The sequence below is a fragment of the Ensifer sp. GW101-20A05 genome (assembly GCF_059424735.1).
The window spans coordinates 958,055-974,660 of record NZ_JBWKZT010000001.1; the positions used below are offsets into that span (position 1 = coordinate 958,055).

General features: G+C 62.8%; 14 protein-coding genes. 4 read left to right on the forward strand and 10 right to left on the reverse strand.

The window, feature by feature from the left end; all coding sequences use genetic code 11:
- From AC070A_RS04840 to AC070A_RS04865, 6 genes are all read right to left on the reverse strand, one after another.
- Positions 1-903: a branched-chain amino acid ABC transporter permease gene (locus AC070A_RS04840; protein ID WP_053248038.1), complete on the reverse strand. Its 903-nt coding sequence runs from the start codon at positions 901-903 to the stop codon at positions 1-3.
- A gap of 289 nt (positions 904-1,192) precedes the next feature.
- On the reverse strand, positions 1,193-3,619 hold the full coding sequence (locus AC070A_RS04845) for a GcvT family protein (protein WP_113737721.1): 2,427 nt from the start codon (positions 3,617-3,619) through the stop codon (positions 1,193-1,195).
- Between the two features lie 245 nt (positions 3,620-3,864).
- The gene (locus tag AC070A_RS04850; RefSeq protein WP_057249020.1) at positions 3,865-4,419 is read right to left on the reverse strand and encodes a sarcosine oxidase subunit gamma; all 555 of its coding nucleotides are present in this window, start codon (positions 4,417-4,419) and stop codon (positions 3,865-3,867) included.
- 10 nt (positions 4,420-4,429) lie between these two features.
- Positions 4,430-7,387 carry a sarcosine oxidase subunit alpha family protein gene (locus tag AC070A_RS04855; RefSeq protein WP_113737720.1) on the reverse strand — a complete coding sequence of 986 codons (2,958 nt, stop codon included), beginning with the start codon at positions 7,385-7,387 and terminating at the stop codon, positions 4,430-4,432.
- The gene (locus AC070A_RS04860) at positions 7,384-7,662 is read right to left on the reverse strand and encodes a sarcosine oxidase subunit delta (RefSeq protein ID WP_113737719.1); all 279 of its coding nucleotides are present in this window, start codon (positions 7,660-7,662) and stop codon (positions 7,384-7,386) included. The genes AC070A_RS04855 and AC070A_RS04860 overlap by 4 nt, the downstream gene beginning before the upstream one ends.
- Positions 7,663-7,734: 72 nt before the next feature.
- Positions 7,735-8,985, reverse strand: a complete 1,251-nt coding sequence (locus AC070A_RS04865; RefSeq protein WP_113737718.1) for a sarcosine oxidase subunit beta family protein — start codon at positions 8,983-8,985, stop codon at positions 7,735-7,737.
- Between the two features lie 231 nt (positions 8,986-9,216).
- On the opposite strand from AC070A_RS04865, the gene cysQ reads away from it, so the two are divergent.
- Positions 9,217-9,993, forward strand: a complete 777-nt coding sequence (gene cysQ, locus AC070A_RS04870) for a 3'(2'),5'-bisphosphate nucleotidase CysQ (RefSeq protein WP_058320750.1) — start codon at positions 9,217-9,219, stop codon at positions 9,991-9,993.
- A gap of 19 nt (positions 9,994-10,012) precedes the next feature.
- Here cysQ and AC070A_RS04875 read toward each other — a convergent pair whose 3' ends face one another.
- Complete coding sequence (locus AC070A_RS04875) at positions 10,013-10,387, reverse strand: response regulator (RefSeq protein ID WP_058320749.1); 375 nt, start codon at positions 10,385-10,387, stop codon at positions 10,013-10,015.
- Between the two features lie 223 nt (positions 10,388-10,610).
- Here AC070A_RS04875 and AC070A_RS04880 point away from each other — a divergent pair, with 223 nt between their 5' ends.
- Complete coding sequence (locus AC070A_RS04880; RefSeq protein WP_058320748.1) at positions 10,611-11,123, forward strand: Dps family protein; 513 nt, start codon at positions 10,611-10,613, stop codon at positions 11,121-11,123.
- 66 nt (positions 11,124-11,189) lie between these two features.
- Here AC070A_RS04880 and AC070A_RS04885 read toward each other — a convergent pair whose 3' ends face one another.
- Positions 11,190-11,945 (reverse strand): Crp/Fnr family transcriptional regulator, encoded by a 756-nt coding sequence (locus AC070A_RS04885; protein WP_113737723.1) that lies wholly within the window; start codon positions 11,943-11,945, stop codon positions 11,190-11,192.
- Positions 11,946-12,134: 189 nt separating this feature from the next.
- On the opposite strand from AC070A_RS04885, the gene AC070A_RS04890 reads away from it, so the two are divergent.
- Positions 12,135-12,992, forward strand: coding sequence for an SDR family NAD(P)-dependent oxidoreductase (locus AC070A_RS04890; protein ID WP_058320747.1), 858 nt, complete (start codon positions 12,135-12,137; stop codon positions 12,990-12,992).
- 92 nt (positions 12,993-13,084) lie between these two features.
- Positions 13,085-14,641 carry a VOC family protein gene (locus AC070A_RS04895; RefSeq protein WP_113737717.1) on the forward strand — a complete coding sequence of 519 codons (1,557 nt, stop codon included), beginning with the start codon at positions 13,085-13,087 and terminating at the stop codon, positions 14,639-14,641.
- Positions 14,642-14,785: 144 nt separating this feature from the next.
- On the opposite strand, the gene AC070A_RS04900 is transcribed toward AC070A_RS04895, so the two are convergent.
- Both AC070A_RS04900 and AC070A_RS04905 read right to left on the reverse strand, forming a co-directional pair.
- Complete coding sequence (locus tag AC070A_RS04900) at positions 14,786-15,349, reverse strand: NADPH-dependent FMN reductase (RefSeq protein ID WP_057249011.1); 564 nt, start codon at positions 15,347-15,349, stop codon at positions 14,786-14,788.
- Between the two features lie 222 nt (positions 15,350-15,571).
- Positions 15,572-16,525, reverse strand: coding sequence for a ring-cleaving dioxygenase (locus tag AC070A_RS04905; RefSeq protein ID WP_058326472.1), 954 nt, complete (start codon positions 16,523-16,525; stop codon positions 15,572-15,574).
- Positions 16,526-16,606: the final 81 nt, after the last annotated feature.

Consider the following 16,606-nt stretch of genomic DNA (forward strand, 5'->3'; position numbering starts at 1 on the left):
TTATACCTTCTCGACTTCCGGTCGTCCGAGAATACCCGACGGCTTGAAGATCAGAACGATTGCGAGAATGGAGAATGTCGCAACGTCCTTATAGTCGATGGTGAAATAGGCCGACCACAGGGACTCGATCAGGCCGATCAGAAGTCCGCCCAAAACAGCGCCCGGCAGCGAGCCAATGCCTCCGAGAACGGCGGCGGTGAATGCCTTGACCCCGGGAACGAAGCCGTCGGTAAAAACGACCACGCCGTAATACATCAGGTACATGGTTCCCGCGACAGCAGCGAGTGCCGCACCCATGATGAAGGTCACCGAGATGGTGCGGTCGACGTCGACGCCGAGCAGAGCCGCCATCTTGCGATCCTGCTCGGTGGCGCGCTGTGCACGACCAAGCGGCGTCCTGTTGACGATGTACCAGAAGACGGAAAGCAGGATCGCCGTGATGATGATGATGATGATCTGCTTCAGCGAAATGGAGATGCCGAAAACCTCATAGACGGACGAGACGAGCGGCGGGATCGGCTTGTTGCGCGGTCCCTGCGTCACCTGGATAAAGTTCGACAACACGATCGACATGCCGATTGCGGTGATCAGCGGCGCCAGCCGGAATGACCCGCGCAGTGGCCGGTAGGCCACCTTCTCGATCGTCCAGTTCCACAGCGACGCCGCGAGCATAGCCACGACCATCATAAGCAAAAGCGCAAGTACAACCGGCACGCCTGCTATAAATGAGGTGAGAAGCAGAAAGACAATCAAAGCAGCAAAGCCGCCGAGCATGAAGATATCGCCGTGGGCGAAGTTGATCATGCCAATGATGCCGTAGACCATGGTATAACCGATTGCGATCATACCATAAATAGACCCAAGAGTCAGCCCGTTGACGAGCTGCTGGACGAAATACTCCATCAATCTTCCCCTGGACCAGATCCTTGAAGGTCCGGTCTCTTGTTTTTTGAGCTCATTTTGAGCGCTGTGTTTGATCGATTCCATACCTTTTTCAAACAAAAAGGAAAGCTAAAAAACGCGACTTCGGCAAAAACTTCCCCGATAAAATCGATTTGACGCTTTTAGAGCCAGAAAAACCAAAACTTCCGCAGCTTTCGCCCGCAAAATCATCAACTTTAGCCGTAAATGCCCGGGGATTCGCCTGGAGGCCTAGCCACCAAATGGCCAGGCCGGTGCGCTGCTTCGCCGCTCAGGTGCGCATCCGCTGCCCGTTTGCGTCGAACAAGGGGTTCGCCTGGAGGCGTGCCGGCAGAATCTCGCCCAGGAGTTCGATCGACCAGCCATCGCTGCGATCGGCGATCTCCTTCGATACGTAACCCATGGCCACCGAAACGCCGCTCGTGTGCGCATAACCGCCCGATGTCACCCATCCGCGCACGACTCCGTCGAGATAGATCGGCTCGTCGCCGATGACGTCGGCATCCCTGGCCTCGAGGACGAAGGTCCTGAGACGCAGGGCGCCACCGTCCGCCTTCTCCTTCATTGCAGCCACCTTGCCGATAAAGTCCGCGTCCTTGCCGGTCGCGATGAAGCGGCCGAGGCCGGCCTCGACCGGGCCATAGAGCGGACGGTACTCGCGCGCCCAGCTGCCGAAGGATTTCTCGACGCGCAGCGCATTCAGCGCCCTGAGGCCGAACAGCCGGATCCCGGACGCTGCCCCCTTCTCCATCAGCAGCTCGAAGAGATAACGCTGGTATTCGGGCTTCATCCAGATCTCGTAGCCGAGATCGCCGGTGTAGCTCACGCGGCCGACGATCACGGGCGCCATGCCGAGGTCCATCCGGCGGATGTCCAGGAATGGAAAGGCGGCGTCGGAGACGTCGAGATGGGTGAGACCGGCAAGCACGTCGCGCGCCTTCGGTCCGGCGATCGACAGGCCAACCAGTTCCAGCTTCAGCGCCTTCAGCGAAACCGAGCCGTCCTCAGGCAGATGCGCCTCGAACCAGCGCATGTGATAGTCCTCGGCGATGCCGGAGCCGATCAGCAGGAAGTCTTCCTCCCCGAGCTTGGCAAGCGTGAAGTCGCCGATCAGCTTGCCGTCGTCCTTCAGCATTGGCGCCAGCGTCATGCGCCCCACCTGCGGAATACGGCAGGCGAGCAGCCGGTCGAGCCAGGCTTCAGCGCCCTCACCCGTGATCGCATATTTGGCAAAGCCCGATGTCTCCATCAGGCCGACGCCTTCGCGCACGGCCCGGGCCTCCGCGCCCACCGTCTCGAAGTCGGTCGAGCGCCGCCAGGAGAAGGCGTCCTTGACGCCTTCGGGTGCAAACCACAGCGGCGTTTCAAGCCCGTAGGACGCGCCGAAGACGGCGCCGGCAGCCTTCAGCCGGTCGTAGATCGGCGTCGTCAGCAGCGGCCTTGCCGCCGGCAGCTCCTCGTTCGGATAACGGATCGAGAAGCGACGTGAGTAGTTCTCGCGCACCTTGGCATTGGTATAGGCAAGCGTGGCGAAATCGCCGTAGCGCGAGACGTCCATGGCAAAGACGTCGAAGCCGGGGTCGCCATGGATCATCCAGTTGGCAAGCGCCAGCCCAACGCCGCCGCCCTGGCTGAAGCCGGCCATGACGGCGCAGGCCGACCAGAAATTCCTCAAGCCCCGCACCGGGCCGACGAGCGGGTTACCGTCCGGCGAGAAGGTGAAAGGGCCGTTGATGATCTTCTTGATGCCGGCTTTGTTGAAGGCCGGGAAATGCCTGAAGCCGACTTCGAGTTCCGGCGAAATGCGGTCGATATCCTCTGCCAGCAGCTCATGGCCAAAATCCCAGGGCGTGGAGATCGGCGACCACGGACGGCACGCCTTCTCATAGGTGCCCATCAGCATGCCCTGACGTTCCTGGCGCAAGTAGATTTCGCCATCAAAATCGACGCAGTGCATCAGCTCCTTGCCGCGCGTCTGGTTGAACTCGATGACCTCTGGCATATCCTCGGTGATGAGATACATGTGCTCCATAGCGAGCACCGGGAGTTCCAGCCCCACCATGCGCCCCACCTCGCGGGCCCAGAGGCCGGCGGCGTTGACGACGTGTTCGGCGACAATCTCGCCCTGGTTGGTGATGACCCGCCAGCAACCGTCTTCCCGCTGCACCAGATCCTCGACCTTGGTGTGCAGATAGATCTCCGCACCGTTCTTCTTCGCCGATTTGGCATAGGCATGCGTCGTGCCATAGGGGTCGAGATGCCCCTCGACCGGATCGAATACCGCACCGACGAACTGGTCTGGATCGAGCAGCGGCATCAGGTCGTGCGCTTCCTTGGGCGTCAGCAGCTCGGCCTCGAGCCCCATGTAGCGCCCCTTGGCGAGGATCGACTTCATCCAGTCGAAGCGCTCCTTGGTGGCCGCCAGCATCATGCCCGATGTCATGTGCAGGCCGACGTCCTGACCGGAATACTCCTCAATCTCCTTGTAGAGCTCGACCGTATATTTCTGCAGCTTGGCGACGTTCGGGTCACCGTTGATCGTGTGCATGCCGCCGGCCGCATGCCAGGTGGAGCCGGACGTGAGCTCCGACCGTTCGAGCAGGACAGCATCGGTCCAGCCGAACTTCGTCAGATGATAGAGCACCGAGCAACCGACGACACCGCCTCCGATAACGACGACCTTGGCATGGCTTTTCATGCGTACACTCCGTCTTTCCATGCTCCGGAGGAGGCATGGCCAAATTGTCAGGAAGAAAATCAAGACCGCTTACCTTCCGGACAGAAGCGCAGGCGGCGAATGGTGGCAGCCTAGTCAGAAAGGCGGCGCCGATAAAGACACGGCTGCGAAGGGCGCTTGTCCATTTCCGCCGTTTGCTGGCGGATAGGCGACCCGATTGCGGCATTTCATGCCGCATTTGTTTTCAGCCTCACGAAAGAGGCTGTTCAGTCTGAAAAAGCGGCGGTGAGATCGAACGCCCGCCCCATCCGCATCAGGTCGTCGAAGAGCGATTCGGCGTAGCTTCGCGGCACGATCAGTTCAAACGTATCCTCGTCCGTCCGGGCGAGATTGACCGGGATGTGGCCGCACAGAACATTGGCACTCCCCCCAAGCGAGAAGGTCGCGGGATGGACGTCGAGGCCGATACCTTTGGCAAGGATGCTGCGCACGTTCGGGCCGGTGAGGCGGAAGACGACGCGCCCGTCGCTTTGGTCGACGACATAGGCGCCCCCGTCGCAGAGCTCTTCGAGGCGACGCACGAGCCCGCTCGGCGCCTCCACCTCGGAGACCACCAGCCATTCCCCGGGGCCTGAGAAACGGAGCGACAGCTCGGGCACCGAAGCAATCGACTGCCGCACTGCCTCCGCCTGCCCGGCACGGGCAAGAACCGTCGCCATCGCACGCCAATGGCCGACCATCAGGTGATCGGCGGCCGCGGGCCTCGGTGCAGAGCGCAGTTTCTGTTCCAGTGCGTGGCGGTTGTTGTAGTCGCGAACCATCGCCGCCTCCTCAGGCCTTCAGCTTTGCGTTTTGCGGATCGACGAAGACCGGATCGCAGACCTCGGCGACGATCTCCTGATCGCGCAGCTTGTCGAAAACGATGACCTTCTCGCCGTACCGCTCACGCCCGGACTTCAGGAAGGCAAGTGCGATGGCATGCCCCAGGACCGGCGAGAAGCCGGCCGAGCTTACCCAACCCTGATCGTTCAGCGTCGAGGGCTTCGTACCTTCCTTCAGGAGATGGGCGCCGGCGCGCATGTCCTTGTCGGCATCGACGGGCTTCAGCCCGACGAGCTGCATGCGATCGGCGGCCGTCAGCCCGTAGCGCGTCGACAGCCGCTTGCCGATGAAGTCGACTTTCTGCATCGACAGCATGCGGCCAAGGCCGGCGTCGTCGGGTGTCACGCGACCGTCGAATTCGGCATGCGTCAGCAGTCCCTTCTCGAGCCGCAGCACATTGAGCGCCTCGACGCCATAGGCGCAGATATCGTGGGGCCGGCCGGCCTCCATGATCTGGTCCGCCACCGCTTCGCCGTTGCCGGCCGGCACGGCCAGTTCGAAGGCGAGTTCCCCGGAGAAGGAGATGCGGAAGAGCCGCGCGGCCACGCCGCTTTTCAGAACAATCTTCCGGGCGGAAAGGAACGGAAATGCGCCGTCGGAAATGTCGCCGTCGACAATCTGCTGCAACACCGCGCGTGCCTTCGGGCCGGCGATCGCCATCTGCGCCCATTGGTCGGTCGACGAGGTGAAACGGACTTCGAGTTCCGGCCAGAGCGCCTGGGCGCAATATTCCATGTGCGCCATGACCGGGCCGGCCATCGCCGTCGTCGTGGTGACGAAGAAATGCGCCTCGTCGAACCGGCTCACCGTGCCGTCGTCGAAGACGAACCCGTCCTCGCGCAGCATCAGGCCATAGCGCGCCTTGCCGACCGGCAGCTTCAAGACCGGGTTGCAGTAGAGCCGGTTGAGGAACTCCGCGGCGTCGGGGCCGAAAACCTCGATCTTGCCGAGCGTCGAGACGTCGCAGAGGCCGACATTGGCTCGCACGTTCAGCACTTCGCGATCGACGCTTTCGCGCCAGGTCTTCTCGCCGGCGCGCGGGAACCACGCCGAGCGATGCCAGAGCCCCGCCTCGACGAAGGTCGCACCGTTTTTCATCGCCCAGCTATGCAGCGGTGACTTCCGTGCCGGCGCCGCGTGTTCGTCGCGTGCCGTCCCGGCAAGCGCACCAAGGGAGACCGGTGTGTAGAAAGGCCGGAAGGTCGTGGTGCCGACCTCCGCCGGGCTGACACCGCGCATGCCCGCGAGAATGCCGACAGCGTTGATGTTGGAAAGCTTGCCCTGGTCGGTCGCCATGCCGTTGGTGGTGTAGCGCTTGGCATGCTCCACATGGCCGAAGCCTTCGCGAAGCGCGAGGCCAAGATCCTTCGCATGCACGTCGTTCTGGAAATCGACGAAAGCTTTCGACTTGGCACCCGGGACATACCAGAGCGCAGTGAAGGAAGAGGCTTCTTCACCGTCAACGACGGGCATCGCGGCCGAGGTGGCGCTGAAACCGAGATCCGCGGCAATCGCTGCGGCCTTGTCCGCACCATCAGACAGACAGCCGGCGAGCGTATAGATACCGTTGGCAGCACCGACGGGGCGCAGACCGCCACCGACATCGGGGGCAGCGAATGCCTTCAACTCCTCCGACCAGACCGGTCTTGCACCCCGCTGGCAGGCAAGATGCACGACCGGGCTCCAGCCGCCGGACATGCCGAGGGCATCGCAGGCGATCAGTTCCTCGAAACCGGAGCGCTCGACGACGATGCCCTTGAGACGCTTGCTGCCCTTGGTATCGACGATGGAGGCCGAACGGATGACCCTGATGCCATCGGGCGCCTGATCGCCGGATTCCGCACGGGCATCGACGATCGCTGCGATCGCGACGCCTTTCGCAGAAAGCGCCCGCGCCGTGCGATAGCCGGCGCTGCCGCTGGTGAAGATCGCGACCGTCTTGCCTGCGGCCACGCCGTAGCGTTCGGCATAGGTGGTCATGGCACCGGCCATCATCACGCCGGGGCGATCGTTGCCGCCGAAGACCAGCGGCCGTTCCTCGGCACCGGTTGCGAGCAGCGCGCGCTTGGCAACGATGCGCCAGACGCGCTCGCTTGCAAGCTTCGACGACGGCTCGGCGACGTGTTTCTGCACGCGCTCGACCGCGCCGAAGACGTTGTCGTCGTACCAGCCAAAGACGGTGGTGCGCGAAAGCAGCGTGACGTTGGGCAGCGATTGCAGTTCCGCGACCGTGCGGTCGGCGAAGACTGATGCCGGGGCACCGTCGATGGTCTCGCTGGTCGAAAGCAGGGAACCGCCGAGCCGGAAATCCTCGTCTGCAACGATGACGCGGAGGCCGGCGCGGCCGGCCGTCAGCGCCGCCATCAGTCCGGTGGGACCGGCACCGACGACGAGCAGATCGCAGAAAGCCCAGGATTTCTCATAAGCCTCGGGGTCGCGCTCGAGCACCGCCCGGCCGAGGCCGGCAGCACGGCGAATGAAGGGTTCGTAGATCCGCTCCCAGAACTGCTTCGGCCACATGAAGGTCTTATAGTAGAAGCCGGCGCCGAGGAAGGGCGACAGCAAGCCGTTGCCCGCGCCGATATCGAAGCCCAGCGACGGCCAACGGTTCTGGCTTCGCGCCGTCAGCCCGCCATAGAGTTCGGCGACGGTCGCCTTGGTGTTCGCATCGGTGCGGGCACCGGAGCCGATGGTGACGAGCGCGTTCGGCTCAGAGGGCCCGGCGCTGACAATGCCGCGCGGCCGATGGTACTTGAAGCTGCGGCCGACGAGCAGTTGGTCGTTGGCAAGGAGCGCCGAGGCCAGCGTATCGCCCGCAAAGCCGCGCAACGGCCGTCCATCGAAAGTGAAGCTCAGCGTTTTGCTGCGATCGATCAGACCGCCGGAGGAGAGACGATAGCCGCTCATCGCTCAACCCTCCGCGCGAACTCGGCGGCATCGACGACGGAATAGACCTCGTGGGTGGCCGTATCACGCTCGACGACAAGGAAGCGGCGACAGCCGGCGACGTGATGCCAGTGCTCGAAGGTCCGGCCGCGCGGGTTGGCGCGCACATAGACATAGTCGTGCCAGGCTTCGTCAGCGTCCATCGGTTCGGGGCGGCCGCGCGAGGCATCGCCGCGGACCGCGAATTCTTCCTTCGGTCGAACCCCGCAATGCGGGCAGGTAATCAGGCTTGCCATTGTCTTCCGTATCCTGAAGCCGACCTCGGCCCCCGTTCATTCCGTACTGCCGGGCGGGCCGGCAAAGTGCTGTCAGTGAAGGTTGGGCTGTGGGCCGGCGCCGGCCTCGTCAACGGCATAGCCGCGCGCGAAGCGATCGAGCCTGAGGGCGCGCGCCACCGGATGGGTATCGTTCTTGGCGATCAGATGAGCGAAGCAATAACCGGAGGCCGGCGTCGCCTTGAAGCCGCCGGTGCACCAGCCGCAGTTCAGGTAGAGATTGTCGATCGAGGTGCGGTCGATGATGGGCGAGCCGTCCATGCTCATGTCCATGACGCCGCCCCAGGCGCGCAGCACCCGAACGCGTGACAGGCCGGGGATCATCGTCACCCCTTCCTCCATCACGTGCTCGGCGGTCGCAAGATTGCCGCGCTGAGCATAGGAGGAATAACCGTCAATCTCCGCCCCGAAGACGAGGCCGCCCTTGTCCGACTGCGAGATGTAGAAATGGCCGCCGCCATAGACGATCACGTGGTCGATGCAGGGCTTCAGCCCCTCGGTGACGAAGGCCTGAAGTACATGGCTTTCGAGCGGCAGCTTGAGGTCGGCCATCTCGCCGACGCGCGAGGAATTGCCGGCCGCAGCCAGCGCCAGCTTGCCGCAGCCGATGAAGCCCTTGGTCGTTTCGACGCCGGTGACGACGCCGTTTTCTCGGCGGATGCCGGTCACTTCGCAATGTTCGATGATGTCGACGCCATGCCGGTCGGCACCGCGGGCATAGCCCCAGGCGACCGCGTCGTGCCGCGCCGTGCCGGCGCGGCGCTGCAACAGGCCGCCGAGGATCGGATAACGGGCGTGGTCGTAGTTGAGAAAGGGGATCATCTTCTTCAACTGTTCACGCTCGATGAGCTCGGCCGCCACGCCTTCCATCCACATCGCGTTTCCGCGCCGGACATAGGCGTCGCGCTGGGCGTCGCTGTGATAGAGCATGATGACGCCGCGTTGCGACAGCATCACATTGTAGTTGAGGTCCTGCTCCAGCCCTTCCCAAAGCTTCATTGAAAACTCGTAGAAGGGTTCGTTGCCGGGCAGCATGTAGTTGGAGCGCACGATCGTCGTGTTGCGCCCGACATTGCCCGAGCCGAGATAGCCCTTCTCCAGCACCGCGACGTTCTTCACGCCGAATTCCTTGGCGAGGTAGTAGGCGGTCGAAAGACCGTGCCCGCCGCCGCCGACGATGATCACGTCGTAATGCGGTTTCGGCTGGGGCTGGCGCCATTGCGGCTTCCAATTCAGGTTTCCGGAAAGGGCGTTCCTGACGAGCGAGAAGGCGGAATAACGCATGAAGGCATCCAGGTGAGTTGCGTCGGCACATTTGCACAGCCGTGAGGCGGAAGCCAAGACGCAAGCCTGGCGCAGGTGCAAAAAACCGTTCGCTGGCTCATCGTGCACTTCGCTGCGCAGCGGAGTGGATCGATGTTCGTCTCCAATCGAATGCACCTACCGCCAAAAGCACGGGTACCATCCTGTTCCCGATATGCTATGGGCTTGGTGATGGACGGAAAGTAAGGGCGAATGCTGGAGATACTGCAACAATCGGCGATATCAGCGGGTCGGGCCATTCTCGACATCTACAACGCAGGCCCGGCGGTCACCTACAAGCCGGACTTTTCGCCGGTCACCGACGCCGATGCCTGCGCCGAGCGCATCATCCTGGCGGACCTCGCCCGCGCCTTCCCGGAGGTGCCTGTGGTCGCCGAAGAGGCTGTCGCCGCAGGCTTCGTGCCTGACATCGCCGGCAAATCCTTCTTCCTTGTCGATCCGCTCGACGGCACGAAGGAATTCATCGGTCGGCATGACGACTTTACCGTCAATATCGCGTTGATCGAAAACGGCGCGCCCGTGGCCGGCGTCGTTTACGCACCGGCGCTCGGCATCCTCTATGCGGCGAACCACGGCAAGGCAGTGAAGGCGGTCATCGACGAGACCTTTCGCCTCGACCATGAAACGATCATTGGCTGCCGCAGTTGCGGCGATCGCATGGTGGGTCTAGCCAGCCGTTCGCACAACAGCGCCGAGACGATCGCCTACCTCGCCGAGCACGGCATAGCCGACTACAGAGCGGTCGGCTCGTCCCTCAAGTTCTGCCTTCTCGCCGAGGGGCTCGCCGACGTCTATCCGCGCTTCAGCCGCACGATGGAATGGGACACGGCCGCGGGCGATGCCATCCTCCGGGCGGCTGGCGGCGAAACACTGACGATGGACGGTGCGCCGCTCACCTACGGCAAGCGCAACCAGAAGAACGACAGCGACTTCGCCAACCCCTGGTTCGTTTCGCGCGGCAAGCCGTAAGGACCCCGCCGGGAACCCATCACTCTTGCCGAATTCCGGCCGCGATCAGCTGGCCGAGCGTCCTCTCGTTGAACGGCTTGTCTATCCGCGGGACGTCCCGCAGATGCCCTGGGAAAAGCTCCATGTCGCTGTAGCCGCTGGTGAACCCAAACGGCATGCCGCGTGCAAGCATCGCATCGGCAACGCCGAAGCTCGTATGGTTATCGAGACGGACGTCGAGGATTGCAAAGTCAAAGCTCTGTCGAGACAGGATCTCCATCGCCTGGTCCGCATTCGCCGCGATCGTCACCTCGGCAATACCGAGCGACGTCAGGATTTCTTCGGCATCCGATGCAATGAGGAAATTGTCTTCGAGAACAAGAACGGTCCGGACCTGCGGCGGAACTTCGTCCATCCAGCTTACTCCACCTTTTGCGCGCACCGACAGGGCATTTGCGCCGATAAGAGCAAGCTATAGGCGCCTCGAGGCGGCCCGGCATTTAAATAAGACATGTAGCGTCGATTGGGGCCAAGCGCGGAACAACCGACCGGTACTGACGTTCAACACCGGTACGCGGATCACGATCGCAAGCGATCGCTGTTTCGCGGCTTTCTCAAGATAGAACGGGAGCAGGAGAATGAAGCAGACAGCCTCCGTGCTTAAACCGAAGGTCAAGGACGAAGAATTCGACATCGGCCTGACCAGGGCCTACCGTCAGCAGATGGCAGCGGCCCTGTCCGACATCCTTGCCGATACCTACAAGCTGGTGATCAAGAGCCACATCTACCATTGGAATGTGGTCGGCCCATTGTTCAAGCCGCTGCACGAATTGACGGAAGAGCACTACAACACGCTCTTTCAGGCGACTGACGTGATTGCCGAGCGGATACGTGCACTGGGTCACCTCGCCCCAGCCAAACTCACCGAGGCGGCGGCATTTGCCCCGAGCGGCGGCTCCGTCAACCACGCGAGCGCGGCCGACATGGTGGCCGACCTGATTGCCGATCACGAGGCGGCCGTGCGCCGCATGCGCGACGCCGGCACCAAGGCGGACGAGAACGACGACCTTGTCACCACGGACATGCTGACCGATCGCCTCAACTTCCACGAAAAGGCGCTTTGGATGCTGCGCGCGATCGTCGCAGCCTGATCCTATCGGGGTCCGGCATCGATGCGGCGACGTTCGCCGCATCCTCCGGTGATCGTCTTTCCGCTCTCAAATGAACGGACGCTTGGTTTCCCGGTACCCGTCCCATCCGGAGATCGCCAGCAAGCCCTTGATATCGCCGACGTTGCAGCCTTTTTCCGCCCAACGGATGACACCGCGCGCCGCAAGCTTCTTCAATGTCTTGTTGGTATGCACGATCGAAAGCCCAAGCGTGTCCGCCACGTGCTGCTGGGTGATCGGAATGGCGACGCGGTTGCCGTCGAACAGGTTGAGCGCCTCCGCTCTCTGATAGAGGAAGGCAAGCAGGTAGGCGGCTCTCTCGAGGGCCGACCGGCGGCCGATGCTCAACAGGTTCTCGTCGAGGATTCGCTCCTCGCGCGCCGCGATCCAGGTGAGGTCATAGGCGAGTTCGGGATAGTTGGCGAACAGGCGGTTCAGCTTGCCGCGCTCGAAAACGCAAAGGGTCACCGGCGACAGCGCTTCAATCGAATGCTGCATCTCCCCCATCAGGCTGCCCTGCAGGCCGATCAGATCACCCGGCATCACATAATTCAGGATCTGGCGGCGTCCGTCATCGAGCATCTTGTAGCGAAAGCCCCAGCCGGAAAGCACCGTGAAGAGGTGGGCGCTGTGCGCGCCTTCAACGAGGATGGTTGCGCCGCCATCGACTGCGAGTTCACCGGTCTTGAATTGCGACACGAAGGCGAGTTCTTCATTTGTGAAGGCGCGAAAATGGTCGAGCTTCCGCAATGGACAGCTTTCGCAAGGTGTGCGTTTTTCGTTTCGAGTTGCAGTTCCGTTCATCGTTCCATCCGCGAAAATGCCTTCGGCCACGCGTTCAATGCAAAACTGCAAGTAGCGCCGGAGCTGCCCGGGACAAGGGACGGCCTTGAAAACACATGGTTTTCAGGAGCCTCTTGCCGAGACGCCAATGGACAGGCCGTCCTTGGCGCCCTATCTCTTGCATTCGATCCCACCGCTGGAGCTTCCGCCATGCTGCACCCCGCCTTCGCCCCCAACAATGTTGCCGTCGTCACCGGCGCCGCCTCCGGCATTGGATTGGCAGCATCGCGCCATTTCGCCTCGCTCGGCCTGCGCGTCGTGCTCGCCGACCTCGCAGGCGAGAGATTGGACAAAGCGGCCGCCGAGGTCGCTGCCGTCGCGCCGGCGGGTGCGCAGCACGTCGTTGCGGTCCCGACTGATGTCTCGCGCCTCGAAGATCTGGAAGCGCTCGAACGCGAGACGCGTCGACGGTTCGGCGAGGTGCACGTACTCATGAACAATGCCGGTATCCAGCCCGGCAGCGACATACTCGGTGCGTTGGCAGCCTGGGAGGCGACGATCGGCGTCAATCTCTGGGGTGTCATCAATGGTGCCCGCACCTTCGCGCCGGGCATGGTCGCCCATGGCAAGGCGGCGGTCATCATCAACACCGGCTCGAAGCAGGGCATCACCACGCCGCCGGGCGACCCGGCCTACAATGTCTCGAAGGCGGGTGTGAAGGTCTTCACCGAAGCGCTGGAACACGAGTTGCGCAACACCGCCGGCAGCCAGGTTCACGCCCACCTCCTGATCCCCGGCTTCGTCTATACGTCGCTGACGGCCCATGGCCGCACCGAGAAGCCCGCCGGCGCCTGGACGGCCGAGCAGACCGTCGACTTCATGATGGAAAGTCTCGCCCGCGGCGATTTCTATATCCTCTGCCCCGACAACGACGTCGCCCGCGCCACCGATGAGCGACGCATTCTCTGGGCTGCCGGCGACATCGTCGAGAACCGGCCGCCGCTGTCTCGCTGGCATCCGAAGTACGGGGAAGCGTTCAAGGCGTTCCTCGAAAAGGATCGCGACTGATCCCCGGACGTAAACACAGCGTTCGCCGCAGCGCTTCTGGTGCTGGCGCCGCGCTCCGTGTTTTGTGAGCAGAGACCAATGAGGAATCAAGAATGACGAGCGGCATCCACCACATCACCCTGATTGCCCGGAAGGTCCAGGCAAACGTCGATTTCTATGTGGGGTTCCTGGGTTTGCGCCTCGTCAAGCGGACGGGCGGATACGAAGACGCCAACCAGCTGCACCTCTTTTATGGTGACGCCGAGGGCTCGCCCGGATCGCTCGTCACCTTCCTGATGTGGGAGGACGGCGGTCGCGGCCGGGTGGGCCACAGCCAGCCGAGCGAAATCGCCTTCGCTATCCGGCCGGAGAGCATCGGCTTCTGGCTGACTCGGGCGCTGCAATTCAACATCGCCACCTCAGGGCCGTCGCAGGAGTTCGGCGAACCGGTGCTGCGCCTCAAGGATCCGGACGGCGTCATCGTCAAGCTCGTCGGCACCGAGGCGGTTTCGGCCACGGCTCCCTGGAGCACGCGCGATATCCCGGAAGAGGATGCGATCCGACGCCTGCGCGGCGCCACAATCCTTACCGAGAAGCCGGCAGAATCCGTTCGCTTCCTGAAGACCCATTTCGGTTACAGTGAAACGGCCTCCAGCGATACCATCCGTCGCCTCACCTCCGCCTCCGGCGACGTTATCGACGTGCGCGACGCGACTGGCTTCTGGACGTCTGCGCCTGGAACCGGGACGATCGACCACGTTGCTTTCCGCGCGCCGGATCGGGCTGCCGTGGAACAAGTGGGGGTCGACCTGCGACGCGATGGCGCCGGCGCCATCAACGCGCATGACCGCAAATACTTCTATTCGCTCTACGTGCGCGAGCCCGGCGGCTCGCTCTACGAACTGGCAAGCGACGTGCCCGGTTTCACCGTCGACGAACCCGAGGAAACCCTCGGCACCGAACTCTTCGTCCCCGCACATTTCGGCGCCGCCAGGGAAGAATTGCTGCTCGCCATGCCGCAGTTCGCACTGCCGGGAGAACCGCGCCTGACGCAAAGGGATCTGCCCTTCGTGCACCGTTTCTACCATCCGGAGCACCTGAACGACCGCACCTTCATGCTGCTGCACGGCAGCGGCGCCAACGAGACGCAGCTCCTCCATCTTGCGCACCAGGTCGACCGCGAAGCGACACTCGTCGGCATTCGTGGCCGGGCGAACGAAGAAGGTTTGCCGCGCTGGTTCCGCCGCTATTCACCGACGACCTTCGACCAGAAGGACGTGCGCGCGGAGGCCGATGCCTTCGCTGCCTTCGTCGAGGGAGCCGAAGAAGGCTACCGCATCGATCTCGAGAAGACCGTCTTCATCGGCTACTCCAACGGCGCCAACCTGCTGGTCGCGCTGATGCTCCTGCATCCGGGACTGATCCGCAACGTCGTGCTGATGCGCTCGATGCTCGTGCTCGACGATGTGCCGCCTCCTGATCTCTCGGGCACGAACATCCTGCTGCTGACGGGCCAGCACGACAGCTACGGAGAATTCGCGCCTCGCCTGAAGGCGGAGCTGTCACGCACCGGCGCGGATCTGACGACGACAGAACTCGACATGGGGCACGAGATCGGCGCACCTGATATTGCTGCAATCCAGCAATGGCTGGAGGAGAAGGGGCTGTAAGTCCCCCCGCCCCGCCTCCGACTGTCCGGCACCCCCTCTGGTCGGGCTTCACCCGAGCATCCATTGCCAAGCCGGTGCCGCATCGTGGATCCTCGGTCGAACCCGAGGATGACGAGAGCGTCGCGTTACGACGATGTCAGCCGCCTACGCTTCTTTTTCCGCCCTGGCAAAATCCGCGAACGCCTTGACGAAGGCTGCCAGTCGGTCGCGGGCAGCCGCATCCGTCAGCGTCCCCTCGTCGTCGAAAAGCGTGTCCGCTTTGGGCAACATCAGCCGCTTGCCCGACCAGAGCTCGGCACCGAGCGTGCGCATGACGGGCAGCCACGCGTTCTGACTGAGAATGGTGCCGAAATTGCCGGGCGAGGCGCCGGCGAGCGCGAAAGGTCGGTTGCGAAACACCTTGGCGATATCGGCCGATGGCCGGCTCAACCAGTCGATCGCGTTCTTGAACACGCCCGGAATGGAGTTGTTGTATTCAGGCGTGAACAGGATGACGCCATCGGCGGCCATCACCTGCTGCTTCAGAACCGTCACAGCCGGCGGAATACCGCTCTCTTTTTCGATATCGCCATCATAGAGCGGAATACCGTGCAGTGTCGCGGTGTCGAATTTGACGTCATCCGGCAGATTTTCCGCGGCCGCCCGCATCAGGCCCGTGTTGAACGACGCTTTGCGCAGGCTCCCGGATATGCCGAGGATTTTCGTCATGAGATCTGATCCTTCCTACTCTACAGGTCCTTGCGGGCGCGCCTCGACAAGGTGAGGGCGGGTTAAGGGCGGAAAGCTGCACATGTTTTCCTCACCCCGCTCTGATGCAGAACGCGACAGCCGTCATGATGGGTCCGTGCGCGACCGATGTCCAACAGGACCAGAGGGATAGAGACAAAAAAGCCGGGGACGAACCCCCGGCTTGTCGTTCGGACCAGACTGTTAGACCAGCGGCTTCAGCCGTGCCTCGATCTGGGCGCGCTTCGGCTCCAGGAACGGCGGCAGCGACAGGCTCTCGCCAAGCGTTTCCATCGGCTCGTCGACGGCGAAACCGGGACCATCGGTCGCGATCTCGAAGAGAACGCCATTCGGCTCGCGGAAATAGAGCGAGCGGAAATAGAAGCGTTCGACCTCGCCGCTCGACGGCAGGCGGAAGCCATTGAGACGTTCGGTCCATTCCGTCAGCGCCGCATTGTCGGGCGCCCGGAAGGCGACGTGATGCACCGCACCAGCGCCCTGCCGGGCAATCGGCAGACCCGGCTGGACCGCGACATGCAGTTCCGCCGCTGGTCCCCCTTCGCCCATCGTGAAGACATGGACCTCACCCTCACCATCCGGCGACGGATAGGTCCGCGCCGCGCTCATGTTCATCACATGAGTCAGGACCAGTTCTGTGTTGGTGATGTCGGGCACGCTGATCGTGATCGGCCCGAGGCCCTTGATCTGATGTTCGGCTGGAACCGGGCTCTTTTCCCAAGGATGCGAGGGCTGAAGTCCGCCGTCGTCGATCAGCCGGAAGCGCTGGCCTTCGCCGTCCTCGAAATCAAGCGACAGGCGTCCGTCGATTTCGGAGACTTCGCCGACCGTTACCTTCAGCTCGTCGAAACGACGCTTCCACCAGCGTACGCTCTCGGCGCTGCCGACCCTCAGGCCCGTGCGCGAAATGCTGTGCGTGCCGCGGCCCTCGGGCCCGACCGGCCAATCGAAGAAGGTCAGGTCGGTTCCGGGCGTGGCACGGCCGTCAGCGTAGAAAAGGTGATAGGCGGTGGTATCGTCCTGATTGACGGTCTTCTTGACCAGCCGCAGACCAAGCGTCTCGGTATAGAAGCGCAGGTTCTCCGGCGCGTTCGCGGTGATCGCCGTCAGGTGATGGATCCCAGTCAGTTGCAAGCTCATGATTGCCTCCAAAGCGTGGCATTTCTGTTGAGCACCATATGGGATGTCGGATCGTTTCCGACAGTGGATCAATAAAGAACG

Excerpts from the sequence above, each read along its gene's own strand:
- AC070A_RS04860 (WP_113737719.1), bottom strand. The coding sequence starts at position 7,662 with ATGGCAAGCCTGATTACCTGCCCGCATTGCGGGGTTCGACCGAAGGAA.
- AC070A_RS04850 (WP_057249020.1), bottom strand. The coding sequence starts at position 4,419 with ATGGTTCGCGACTACAACAACCGCCACGCACTGGAACAGAAACTGCGC.
- AC070A_RS04880 (WP_058320748.1), top strand. The coding sequence starts at position 10,611 with ATGAAGCAGACAGCCTCCGTGCTTAAACCGAAGGTCAAGGACGAAGAA.
- AC070A_RS04875 (WP_058320749.1), bottom strand. The coding sequence starts at position 10,387 with ATGGACGAAGTTCCGCCGCAGGTCCGGACCGTTCTTGTTCTCGAAGAC.
- AC070A_RS04840 (WP_053248038.1), bottom strand. The coding sequence starts at position 903 with ATGGAGTATTTCGTCCAGCAGCTCGTCAACGGGCTGACTCTTGGGTCT.
- AC070A_RS04900 (WP_057249011.1), bottom strand. The coding sequence starts at position 15,349 with ATGACGAAAATCCTCGGCATATCCGGGAGCCTGCGCAAAGCGTCGTTC.
- AC070A_RS04885 (WP_113737723.1), bottom strand. The coding sequence starts at position 11,945 with ATGAACGGAACTGCAACTCGAAACGAAAAACGCACACCTTGCGAAAGC.
- cysQ (WP_058320750.1), top strand. The coding sequence starts at position 9,217 with ATGCTGGAGATACTGCAACAATCGGCGATATCAGCGGGTCGGGCCATT.
- AC070A_RS04845 (WP_113737721.1), bottom strand. The coding sequence starts at position 3,619 with ATGAAAAGCCATGCCAAGGTCGTCGTTATCGGAGGCGGTGTCGTCGGT.
- AC070A_RS04905 (WP_058326472.1), bottom strand. The coding sequence starts at position 16,525 with ATGAGCTTGCAACTGACTGGGATCCATCACCTGACGGCGATCACCGCG.
- AC070A_RS04890 (WP_058320747.1), top strand. The coding sequence starts at position 12,135 with ATGCTGCACCCCGCCTTCGCCCCCAACAATGTTGCCGTCGTCACCGGC.
- AC070A_RS04865 (WP_113737718.1), bottom strand. The coding sequence starts at position 8,985 with ATGCGTTATTCCGCCTTCTCGCTCGTCAGGAACGCCCTTTCCGGAAAC.
- AC070A_RS04855 (WP_113737720.1), bottom strand. The coding sequence starts at position 7,387 with ATGAGCGGCTATCGTCTCTCCTCCGGCGGTCTGATCGATCGCAGCAAA.
- AC070A_RS04895 (WP_113737717.1), top strand. The coding sequence starts at position 13,085 with ATGACGAGCGGCATCCACCACATCACCCTGATTGCCCGGAAGGTCCAG.